The organism is Oryzobacter terrae, assembly GCF_042756445.1.
Classification (GTDB): domain Bacteria; phylum Actinomycetota; class Actinomycetes; order Actinomycetales; family Dermatophilaceae; genus Oryzobacter; species Oryzobacter terrae.
In genome coordinates this window covers 2,726,759-2,737,202 of record NZ_CP170578.1, presented here as the reverse complement: position 1 = coordinate 2,737,202, position 10,444 = coordinate 2,726,759, and the positions used below count along the sequence as shown (strand labels likewise).

Genomic DNA, 10,444 nt, shown 5'->3' with positions numbered 1-10,444 from the left:
GTCCGTCGCGGGTCAGCCGTCGAGCCGCTCCTGCGCGGCGTCGAGGAGGGCGCCCACCGGGGTCGGCCCGTGGCCGTGGACGGCGCCGGCGGCGAGCGAGAGGAGGACGCCGGCGGTGCGGACCGCGAGGACGTCGGGAGCAGCGAGGGTGCGCGCCTCCGCCTCCCAGCGGCGGGCCACCCGCTCCCCCGGGCCACCCATGGCGAGGGCGTACGCGACGAGGCAGGCGAGGTCGTCGACCCGGTGGCCGGGACCGACGGTGTCGACGTCGAGCAGGCCGGCGACCCGCCAGGGCCGGCCGGGTCCGTCGCGGTCGACGGTCAGCTGACCCTCGTGGAAGTCGCCGTGCGTCGGGACGACCGGACCGAGGTCGAGCCGGCGGGAGCGCTCGAGGACGGCACGGGCCACCGCCCGCGCACGCTCGGCCTCGCCGGTGAGGCCCGCGTGGGCGGCGGAGGCTGCGATCCCGTCGGCGTAGGCGTCGGCCCGCTCCGACCAGGGGGCGCGGCGCGGCAGGTCGACCGCGTCCTGCGGGAGCCGGTCGAGCAGGGTGACGAGGTGGGCGACGTCGAGGCCGCGCGCGTCGTCCTCACCGATCGCCCCGACGAGCGGTGAGCCGGGCAGGTGGTCGAGGACGACGAGGCCGTCGGGCGTCGAGGCGGTCACGCGCGGGACGGGCAGGCCCGCGGCGAGGAGCCGGGTGTGGCGGTCGAGGACGTCGGGGGCTCCCCCGCGGCCGGCCCGTGGCCGCAGCACCTTGACCCAGCTCGTCCGGCCGTCCCGACCGGCCCGCACGACGGCGCGACGCAGGGGCCGGTAGCCGACGAGCTCGAGGTCGGTGACCGGGCCGCTGCCGGGGAGGACGTCCTCGAGGAGGGTGGGGTCGCAGCCCTGCCGGAGGGCCGGCAGCGCGGGGTCGTCGGGATGGCGCCAAGCGAGCAGCCGCCCGTCCGGGCCCTCGAGCCGCACGAGGTCGCGGGCGTCGTCGAGGACGTCGCGGCCGCGGCTCGAGCTGACGAGCAGGTACTCCTCGGTGGGCTCGGCGTCGGTTCGCCCGACGGCTCGCACCCAGGCGCGGTAGCCGACCGTGACCCCGTCGCCAGGGCGGTGCTCGACGTGGTGGACCTCGTGGTCGACGACCTCGGCGCCGGCCGTGGCGAGGACGGCGCCGAGCACCTCGGCCGCCGCGGGTCCGGTGAGGAGCGCGAGCGTGGCGGCCTCGTCCGCCCCCGGTCCTCCGGTGGGAGGGGCGGGGGCGGACGGGGCGCCGCGGTCGGGCACGGGCGAGATCAGCTCGCGCTCGGTGCGGACACCGGGCTGTTCGGGGTGCGGGGGCTGACCGGGCTGACCGGGGACGCCGCCGAGGCGGGGGTGTTCGGCGTGTTCGGCGTGTTGGCGGAGACCGGGGTGTTGGGGGTGGTGGCCGTGTTCGGGGTGGCGGCGGTGCGCGGGCTCGCGGGGGTCACCGCGGTGCGGGCGCTGGCGGGGGTCGCCGACGTGGTCGTCGTGTCGGCGACCGTGGTGGCCTTCGGGGTCGCGGTCGCGGTGGCCGAGGGGGAGGCCGTGGCGGCCGAGCGGGCGTTGTCGGCGCCGGGGACGAGCGAGGGGTCGGCCGCCGAGGTCGTGGCGACCGACGTCGGCGCGGTGGTGGCGTCCTGCGTGTCGGCGGCGGCGACACCGGCGGTCGCGACGGCGCCGGCGACGGCAAGCGCGCCGAGCGCTCCGGTGACGGCCCAGGTGGTGCGGGGAAGCTTCGTCATGACGGTCTCTCCTGATGTCGGGCGGCACCTCGCCGCCGGGTACGCACCAGCCTCCCTGCCGGCCATGAGGCCATCATGACGGGTCGATGAGGGACTCCTCATCGACCCGGCGGGTCGCGGGAGGGGCTCTGCCGCCCTTCCGCGACCCGCCGGTGCCGTGGTGCGGATCAGTGGTCGTGGTCGCCGTGCAGCTGGCCGCGGACCGCGCCGTTCGGGAACTCGGTGTTGTGGACGTTGACGTAGTAGGCGGCCGGGTCGGCGAGGATGCGCTGCACCTCGCCCGGGTCGAGCCCCTTGCCGGCCTCGCCCTCGGTGAGGCAGTCGGCCGCCTGGCCGTCCTGCGGCCACGCGAGGTTGACCTCGACGGGGCCGTTGGTGCCCTCGGCCCCGCGGTGGATGTGGGCCGCGCGGCCGTTGCCCGGCGCGAGGTCGGTCTCGGCGACCTTGTCGACCTCGAGGACGTAGCAGAGCGTCGTGGGGTCGCCGTCGATGCCGAAGACGTAGACGCTCCCGCGGCCGTTCGGGTCGCCCGACAGCTTCTTCGACCCATCGGCGGCGACCTGCGCCCGTCCGGTGAGCGAGGCCTCGAGGAGGGTGTTGGTGTGACCGGCGAACGCGGGAGCGGCCACGAGGGCCCCCACTCCGGCGACGCCGATGACGGCGGCGATGACTCGTGTGCGCATCTGGGGAACCCTTCGACGGGGGCCGACCTGCTGCGGCCCGTGAGGAGGGTTCGGCGCGCTCGCCCGCATGGATGTGACCGCACTCACAGCACGTCCTCAGGGGACGAGGCGTGCCCGGCGATCCCGCCTCCACGGCCCCACGGTGGAGCCGTGGAGCCGTGGACGCGTGGAGGCGTGGTGGGGGCGGCGGGTCAGTCGGCGCTGGGAGCCGACGCGGGGCTGGCCGCGCTGGGGGCGCTCGGGGCGCTGGCCGCGCTCGGTGCGGACGGCCCGCTGGGGGCGGACGCCCCGCTGGCGGCCGAGGCGGTGGTCGGGGCCGAGCTCGCACTCGGCGCGGACGCCGCGCTCGCCGACGTCGTCGGGCTGGCCGGTGTGACGGCGGACGTGGCCGAGGCCTCGGCCGCCGCAGCGGCTGCCGCGGCCCCGGCCTTGGCGGCCGCGACCTTGGCGGCGCGGGCCTTCGCGGCCGCGGCCTTGCGCTCGGCGGCCGCCGTGGCCTTCGCCGCACGGGCCGCGGCGGCCCTGGCGCGCACGGCCGCCGCACGCTCCTGGCCCAGCGCGGAGCGCTCCTCGGCGAGGGACACGTTCCCCGGGGCGGCCACGGCGGCCGCCGCGGGCACACGGGCGGCCGGCTGGGCGGCCGCCGTCGCGGTCAGCGACCCGGTCACGGCGATCGCACCGAGGGCTCCGGTGACGATCCACGCCTTGCGGGGCAACGACGTCATGGGGGTTCTCCTGTGGTCAGGGGCGGCCGGCGGCCACCACGGGCACGGCGCCACGCCCTGCTCGCGACGTCCCCATGATGGCCCCGCACCGGGGTCGCCTCCTGTCGAACGCGGCGATCCGATCCCCGCGTCCTCAGGTTGTCCTCATCATCGGGCGCGCCGCCGCTCGCGCTCGCGCGGGTCAACGCCGGAGGAGCCCGTCCTTCGCGGCCTCGCGGACGAACGCCGCGACCTCGGTGCGCACCGCGTCGTCCTCGAGCCCGAGCAGCCCGGCGATGGCCGCGGCGGCGACCCCGGCGCCGAGCTCGCCGTCGCACACGGAGACGAAGGCCGCGGTGACGGTCGACAGGGTCAGGTGGCGCCGGAGCCCTCCACCCTGGCGCAGGAGGATGACGGTGGGGTCCGGGGAGCCCGGCATCGTGTGCCGTTCCTCGTGGACGTCGGGGGCGCAGGTCCACGGGAGCTCGAGGACGGCCTCGTCGTCGGTGTCGGCGAGCCACGAGCGCGCGTCGAGCCCGGCGAGGACCGCGGGCCCCATCGGCAGGGCGACCGGTCCCGGGACGTCCATGAGGTCGACGAAGGGCTCGCGCCCGGTCCGTGGGCGCTGGAGGGTGACGATCCCGAAGCCGATCGACTCGACGTCGCGGGTGGCGAAGTCGTCGAGCCAGGCGTCGTACATCGCGTTGAAGTCGGCGGTGCCGGTGTGGTGTCCACCGTCGCGGGCCCACGTCTCGGCGTACTCGGCCGGGTCCTGGACCTCGCGCTGGACGACCCACGCGTCGAGGCCGGTGCCCTCGAGCCAGCCGGAGAGTCGCTGCGTCCACGTCGTCCCGCGCGGCACCTCCCAGTTGCCGAGGAACTGGGCGATGCCGCCGGGCTCGAGGTGGTCGCCGACCCGCCGGACGAGGTCGGCCACGACGGCGTCGCCGGACCGGCCCCCGTCGCGGTACTCGAAGAGGGGGACCTCGCCCGACCGGGGCGTGATGACGAACGGCGGGTTGCTGACGACGAGGCCGAAGCGCTCCCCCGCCACGGGTTCGAGCATCGACCCGGAGCGCACGTCCCACTCGGACTCGTCGAGGGCGGCGTTGAAGCGTGCGTAGGCGAGGGCTCGCTCGGAGACGTCGGTGACGACGACCTCGTCGGCGTGCGCCTCGAGGTGGAGGGCCTGGACCCCCGAGCCGGTGCCGACGTCGAGGGCGCGCTCGACGTGGGGACGCGGGGTCCACGCCGCGAGCGTCGTCGTGGCGCCACCGATGCCGAGGACGTGGTCCTGGCGCAGGGGCCCGCCGGTGGCGAGCTCCCCGAGGTCGGAGGCGACCCACCAGTCGCGGGCGTCGGCCGCGTAGGGGCGCAGGTCGCAGCGGGCGACGACGCCGTCGCCCTCCGGCACGACGAGGCGAAGGGCGACGGCGCCCTCCACCCCGAGGGTCGGCAGTGCGGCAGCGACCTCCGCGAGGTCGACCGGGTCGCCGAGGGTGAACAGCCGCACGAGGGTCGCGCACGGGCTGTCCGACGCGGCGGTGACGCGTTGCGCCGGCAGGGCCTGCTCGCGGTCGAGGGCGGCCGCGGCCATCGGGCCGAGCAGCCCGGTGACGCCCGCGACGGTGAAGCCGGAGGCGACGAGGTCGGCGCGCAGGTCGCGGACGAGGTCGGGGTCGACGCGGGGCGTGGTGTCGGTCATCGGGTCGAGCCTATTGCGCCCCGCCCCACCCGTCGCGTGTGCTCAGGTGGTCGCCCTGGCAGCCACCTCGGCACACGCGACCGGGAGCTGTCGCCGCGTGTGCTCAACCGGTCGCCCCGGCAGCCACCTCGGCACACGCGACCGACCACCACCGGCGCGTGTGCTCAGGTGGTCGCCCCGGCAGACACCTCGGCACACGCGGCCGACGGACGCGAAGGGCCGGGTCCCCCAGTCGGAGACCCGGCCCTTCGGTGCGCCTGCGCGCCGGTCGTCAGACCTGGGCGGGGTGCTGCTCCTGCGCGAGCTGGGCGTCGGGGTCGTGGTCGCCCCCGATGGCCAGGTCCTTGCTCTTGGAGTAGGTGACCGCGGCGACGAGGATGACGACCGCGACACCGGCGATGCCGTAGCGGATCGGCGCCGACTCGCCGGGCCCGATCGACAGGGTCACGATGGCCGGCGCGATGAGCACCGACACGAGGTTCATGACCTTGAGCAGCGGGTTGATGGCGGGACCGGCGGTGTCCTTGAACGGGTCGCCGACGGTGTCGCCGATGACCGTGGCCGCGTGCGCCTCGGAGCCCTTGCCGCCGTGGGCACCGTCCTCGACGATCTTCTTCGCGTTGTCCCACGCGCCACCGGAGTTGGCGAGGAAGACGGCCATGAGCGCACCCGAGCCGATGGCACCGGCGAGGAAGCCGGCCAGCGGGCCGATGCCGAGACCGAAGCCGACGGCGACGGGCATGAGCGCGGCGAGGAGACCCGGGGTCGCGAGCTCGCGCAGCGAGTCACGGGTGCAGATGTCGACGACGCGGCCGTACTCGGGCTTCTCGGTGTAGTCCATGATCCCGGGGTGCTCGCGGAACTGGCGACGCACCTCGAAGACGATGGCGCCGGCCGCGCGGGTCACCGCGTTGATGGCCAGGCCCGAGAAGAGGAAGACGACCGCGGCACCGATGATGACGCCGACGAGCGTGTTCGGGGCCGTGATGAGCCCGACCGCGCTGTCGAGGAACGCGTTGCCCTCGGCCTCGGTGATGCCCGAGACGTCGAGGGCGCGCACGGCGCTCTGCCACGCGTCGGTGTACGACCCGAACAGCGCGGTGGCCGCAAGGACCGCCGTCGCGATCGCGATGCCCTTGGTGATGGCCTTGGTCGTGTTGCCGACGGCGTCGAGCTCGGTGAGGATCTGCGCGCCCTCCTCGTCGACGTCGCCCGACATCTCGGCGATGCCCTGGGCGTTGTCCGAGACGGGCCCGAAGGTGTCCATGGCGACGATGACGCCGACCGTGGTCAGCAGGCCGCAGCCGGCGAGGGCGATGAGGAAGAGCGACAGGGCCACCGCGCCGCCACCGAGGAGGTAGGCGAGGTAGACCGCGCCACCGATGATGCCGGCGGTGAAGACGGCCGACTCGAGGCCGACGCCGATGCCCGAGAGCACCACGGTCGCCGGGCCGGTGAGCGAGGTGCGCGCGACGTCGATCGTCGGGCGCTTGTCGGTGCCGGTGTAGTGGCCGGTGAGCCAGAGGATGACGCCGGCGAGGACGATGCCGATGATGACCGCGAGCAGGGCCGCGAGGCGCGGGTCACCGGTGAGGGCGTTGATCTGCTCGTTGCTCGAGCCGAGCTCGGCGTAGGTCGACGGCAGGTAGGTGTAGGCCGCGACGGCCGACAGGACCGCCGAGACGGCGGCCGCGATGTAGAACCCGCGGTTGATGGCGCTCAGCGCGTTCTCGCCCGGACGGGCCTTGGTGATGTAGACGCCGAGCAGCGCGGTGACCGCGCCGATCGCCGGGACGATGAGCGGGAAGACCAGGCCGTACTCGCCGAAGGCCACCGAACCGAGGATGAGCGCGGCGACGAGGGTGACGGCGTAGGACTCGAAGAGGTCGGCGGCCATGCCGGCGCAGTCGCCGACGTTGTCGCCGACGTTGTCGGCGATCGTCGCGGCGTTGCGCGGGTCGTCCTCGGGGATGCCGGCCTCGATCTTGCCGACGAGGTCGGCGCCGACGTCGGCGGCCTTGGTGAAGATGCCTCCACCGACACGCATGAACATCGCGAGGAGGGCGGCGCCGAAGCCGAAGCCCTCGAGGACCTTGGGGGCGTCGCCCTTGTAGATGATGACGACGACGGCGGCGCCGAGCAGGCCGAGGCCGACGGTGGCCATGCCGACGGTGCCGCCGGTGCGGAACGCGATCCGCATGCCGACGTCACGGCCGTTCTCGTGCCGGGCCGCCGAGGCGACGCGGACGTTGGCCTTGACGGCCAGGCTCATGCCGAGGTAGCCGATCGCCGCCGAGAACACCGCGCCGAGGACGAAGAAGCCGGAGCGGCCCCATCGGACGTCGGCGCCGTCGGCGGGCAGCAGCAGGAGGAGGCCGAAGACGAGCACCACGAAGATCGCGAGCGTCTTGAACTGGCGCGCGAGGTAGGCCTGCGCGCCCTCTTCCACGGCCGCACCGATCTCCTGCATCTTCTCGGTGCCGGGGTCGGCGGCGAGGACCTGCTTGCGGAAGACGAAGCCCATGACGAGCGCCACGATCGCGATGACCGCGACGGTGATGACGAGGGTGAGGTTCGTCCCGACGAGGTCCAGGCCAGAGCTCGACTCAGCCGAAGCGAGAGCGAGGGGTGCCATTCCATCCTCCTTGACGGGTGATTTTTGCGTCCCCGGGCGCGAGCGCCTATGGGCAGGGACGCCCGCGCGCACTGTACCGGGCGGTCACGGGAGTCGTTCCACCTGGACCGGTGTGGCGCAGATCACCCCGCGGGGGTGAATGCCCCGGCAGGACGCGGGGGAGGCGCGTCGCGTGTCGGCGCGGTGGCCGGCCGCCGCCGGCTGTCGCCGCTCGGGTGGAGCGGCCCGCGTCAGGCGGCGAGGGCCTCGTCGAGCGAGGCGTGGATCCCGAAGACCTTGTCGAGGCCGGTGATCCGGAAGACGCGCAGGATGCGCTCGTTCGCGCAGACGAGCCGCAGCCAGCCGGACTGGTTGCGGACGAGCTTGAGCCGTCCGACGAGCACCCCGAGCCCCGTGGAGTCGAGGAAGGTGACGTCGTCGAGGTCGACGACGAGCTCGACGTGGCCGGCGGCCACCTCCTCGTCGAGGGCGGCGCGCAGCTGGGCGGCCGTGTAGACGTCGACCTCGCCGGCGACGGACACGATGGTGACGTCGCCCTGGCGAGACGTGGTGACGGACAGCTCCACGGGCGTGAGTTCCTCTCGACACTGCAGGTCAGGCGTCCCCACTGGCGTGTCGGGGACGAGGATTACCGTAACCGTCGTGTCCAGTCCTGCCCAGCACCTTGCTGTGCTCACGTCTCAGGGTCGGGCCGACCGCCTCCTGCACGTCGAGCGCGTGCCGGCCCGCGAGGCCCGTCTGGCCCAGTGGCCGGCCGGGGTCGCGCCCGCGGTGCTCTCGGCGCTGCTGGCCGCCGGGATCGAGCGACCGTGGTCGCACCAGCGCGCCGCCCTCGACCTCGCGATGGGCGGGGGCCACGTCGTCCTCGCCACCGGGACGGCCTCGGGCAAGAGCCTCGGGTACCTCGTCCCGGTCCTCTCCGCGGCCTCCGAGGGCTCGTTCACGCCGGGGCGGCGGGGCGCGACCGCCCTCTACCTCTCGCCGACCAAGGCCCTCGCGGCCGACCAGCTGGCCCGGATCGAGGCGATGGCCGTGCCCGGCGTGCGGGCGGCGACTTACGACGGCGACACTCCTCCCGACGAGCGGCGCTGGGTGCGCGAGCACGCCAACGTCGTGCTGACCAACCCCGACCTGCTCCACCACTCGCTGCTCCCGGGCCACGACCGCTGGTCGCGCTTCCTGCGCTCGCTGCAGTACGTCGTCGTCGACGAGTGCCACGTGTACCGCGGCGTGTTCGGGTCGCACGTGTCGTCGGTGCTGCGGCGGCTGCGGCGGGTGGCGGCGCGCTACGGCTCCTTCCCGACCTTCGTCCTCGCCTCGGCCACGGTCAGCGCCCCGGCGGCCCATGCGTCTCACCTCGTGGGGCTGCCGGTGGCGGCGGTCACCGAGGACGGCTCGCCCCGGGGCGCGATGACCTTCGCCCTCTGGGAGCCCTCGGCGGACGACGACGGGGAGCGCCGCTCGGCGACGACGGAGGCCGCCGAGATCCTCGCCACGCTCGTGCTCGACGGCGTCCAGGCCGTGGCCTTCGCCCGCAGCCGGGCAGGCGCCGAGGCCCTGGCGAGCAACGCCCGACGGCGGGTGGAGCACGACGACCCGATCGGTGGGGAGGGCGTCGCGGCCTACCGGGGCGGCTACCTCCCGCAGGAGCGCCGCGAGCTCGAGGGTCGGCTGCGGTCGGGGGCGCTGCGCGGGCTCGCCGCGACGAACGCGCTCGAGCTCGGCATCGACGTCAGCGGCCTCGACGCCGTCGTCATGGCCGGGTGGCCGGGACGGCGCGCCAGCCTGTGGCAGCAGGCCGGCCGGGCCGGGCGGTCGGGCGAGGAGTCGCTCGCGGTGCTCGTCGCCGCCGACGACCCGCTCGACTCCTACCTCGTGCGCCACCCCGAGGCGATCTTCGGGGCCCCGGTCGAGGCGACCGTCATGGACCCGCACAACCCCCACGTCCTCGGGCCGCACCTCGCGGCCGCGGCGGCGGAGCTCCCCCTCGGTGACGACGACCTCGCGATGTTCGGTCCCGACGCGCGGCCTCTCGTCGACGCCCTCGTCATCAAGGGGATCCTGCGGCGGCGACCGGCCGGGTGGTTCTGGGCCCGTGACGACCGACCGTCCGACCACATCTCGCTGCGGGGGGTCAACGACGTCGTGGCGGTCGTCGAGACCCGTACCGGCCGCGTCCTCGGCACCGTCGACGAGGCGGCCGCGCACGGGCAGGTCCACACCGGGGCCGTCCACGTCCACCAGGGAGACACCTGGGTCGTCACCGAGCTCGACCTCGAGGCGCGGGCGGCCCACGTCGTGCGCGGCGACCCGGGCTGGTCGACGAGCGCGCAGTCGGTGAGCCGCTTCGACATCCTCGACCGCGAGCGCATCGAGCGACGGGCCCGAGTCGACGTGGCGTTCGGCAGCGTGCGGGTCACGACCCAGGTCACCGGCTTCATCCGACGGCTGCCGTCGGGCGAGGTGCTCGGCACCCATCCGCTCGACCTTCCCGAGCGCTCGCTCACGACGAAAGCCGTGTGGTGGACCGTCCCCGCGGAGGTCCTCGAGGCGTCGGGGGTGGAGGAGGCACGGGTGCCCGGCGCCCTCCACGCGGCCGAGCACGCGGCCATCGGGATGCTCCCCCTCGTCGCGACCTCCGACCGCTGGGACGTGGGCGGGGTCTCGACCGCGCTCCATCCCGACACCGGGATGCCGACCGTCATGGTCTTCGACGGCTACCCCGGCGGAGCGGGTTTCGCCGAGCGGGGGTTCACCGCGTTCGAGGCGTGGGTCCGCGCCACTCGCGACGCCGTCCTCGGGTGCCCGTGCGCCTCGGGGTGTCCCGCGTGCGTGCAGTCGCCGAAGTGCGGCAACGGCAACGAGCCGCTCGACAAGGCGGCCGCCGTGACCGTCCTCGAGCTCGCCCTCGCCCCCGCGACGACCTGAGCCCGTCGGTGGGCAACGGCCCTGCTCAC

General features: G+C 75.0%; 8 protein-coding genes. 1 reads left to right on the top strand and 7 read right to left on the bottom strand.

The window, feature by feature from the left end:
• Nucleotides 1-12: 12 nt before the first annotated feature.
• From ACFWN3_RS12990 to ACFWN3_RS12960, 7 genes are all read right to left on the bottom strand, one after another.
• Nucleotides 13-1,281 carry a phosphotransferase gene (locus tag ACFWN3_RS12990; RefSeq protein WP_377640220.1) on the bottom strand — a complete coding sequence of 423 codons (1,269 nt, stop codon included), beginning with the start codon at nt 1,279-1,281 and terminating at the stop codon, nt 13-15.
• Between the two features lie 8 nt (nt 1,282-1,289).
• Entirely contained in the window at nt 1,290-1,760 is a 471-nt protein-coding gene (locus ACFWN3_RS12985; RefSeq protein WP_377640218.1) for a hypothetical protein, read from the bottom strand.
• A gap of 167 nt (nt 1,761-1,927) precedes the next feature.
• The gene (locus tag ACFWN3_RS12980) at nt 1,928-2,443 is read right to left on the bottom strand and encodes a CHRD domain-containing protein (RefSeq protein ID WP_377640216.1); all 516 of its coding nucleotides are present in this window, start codon (nt 2,441-2,443) and stop codon (nt 1,928-1,930) included.
• Nucleotides 2,444-2,634: 191 nt separating this feature from the next.
• The gene (locus ACFWN3_RS12975) at nt 2,635-3,168 is read right to left on the bottom strand and encodes a hypothetical protein (RefSeq protein WP_377640214.1); all 534 of its coding nucleotides are present in this window, start codon (nt 3,166-3,168) and stop codon (nt 2,635-2,637) included.
• 181 nt (nt 3,169-3,349) lie between these two features.
• Nucleotides 3,350-4,852, bottom strand: coding sequence for a methyltransferase (locus ACFWN3_RS12970; protein ID WP_377640212.1), 1,503 nt, complete (start codon nt 4,850-4,852; stop codon nt 3,350-3,352).
• 271 nt (nt 4,853-5,123) lie between these two features.
• Nucleotides 5,124-7,487, bottom strand: coding sequence for a sodium-translocating pyrophosphatase (locus tag ACFWN3_RS12965; RefSeq protein ID WP_377640210.1), 2,364 nt, complete (start codon nt 7,485-7,487; stop codon nt 5,124-5,126).
• A gap of 230 nt (nt 7,488-7,717) precedes the next feature.
• Nucleotides 7,718-8,053 (bottom strand): STAS domain-containing protein, encoded by a 336-nt coding sequence (locus ACFWN3_RS12960; protein ID WP_377640209.1) that lies wholly within the window; start codon nt 8,051-8,053, stop codon nt 7,718-7,720.
• 76 nt (nt 8,054-8,129) lie between these two features.
• Between ACFWN3_RS12960 and ACFWN3_RS12955 the strand changes: the two genes are divergently transcribed.
• Nucleotides 8,130-10,415: a DEAD/DEAH box helicase gene (locus tag ACFWN3_RS12955; RefSeq protein WP_377640207.1), complete on the top strand. Its 2,286-nt coding sequence runs from the start codon at nt 8,130-8,132 to the stop codon at nt 10,413-10,415.
• The last annotated feature ends 29 nt before the right edge of the window (nt 10,416-10,444 follow it).